Source organism: Ochrobactrum sp. C6C9, from assembly GCF_022627935.1.
In the GTDB taxonomy this organism is placed as follows: Bacteria; Pseudomonadota; Alphaproteobacteria; order Rhizobiales; family Rhizobiaceae; genus Brucella; species Brucella teleogrylli.
Window position 1 is genome coordinate 1 of sequence record NZ_JABXGB010000108.1, and the last position, 473, is coordinate 473.

Here is a 473-nt window from a genome sequence, read left to right on the forward strand (position 1 = left end):
CTGTCGCTGGTGATCGGCGTGTTGGGAGCTTGGGCACAAACGTCAAAAAGCGCGATAATTCGCGTGGCGGTTGATGCCTATATCCAGGCGTTTCGAAATACACCTCCGCTGATCCAGCTTTTGTTCTTCTACTTCGGCCTGGGCGCGTTCACGCCAGCCGTGGACATGGGGGGATATTACGAGCCCATTATCTCTTCTTTTGGTTGGGCTGTAATCTCGCTTGGTATCTTTGGGGGGGCGTTCAACGTCGAGATATTTCGGGCCGGCCTGGAAGCCGTTCCTGAAACGACAAAAGAAGCCGCTGAAAGCCTCAGCTTTTCGAGCTGGCAAATCTATATGTATGTGACACTTCCACTGGCGTTTCGCATTAGCCTGCCAGCTTTGACGAATAACCTGGTGAGTTTGGCCAAAACAACCTCGCTTGCTTATGTTATCGCCGTTCCAGAAATGACCTATGTCCTCAATCAGGTTTG

The 473-nt window shown here is 51.6% G+C and carries 1 protein-coding gene; it reads left to right on the forward strand.

Going from position 1 to position 473, the window contains the following annotated elements:
- A partial coding sequence (locus HWD97_RS24270) for an amino acid ABC transporter permease (protein WP_371835812.1) occupies positions 1-473 on the forward strand: 473 nt, incomplete at both ends.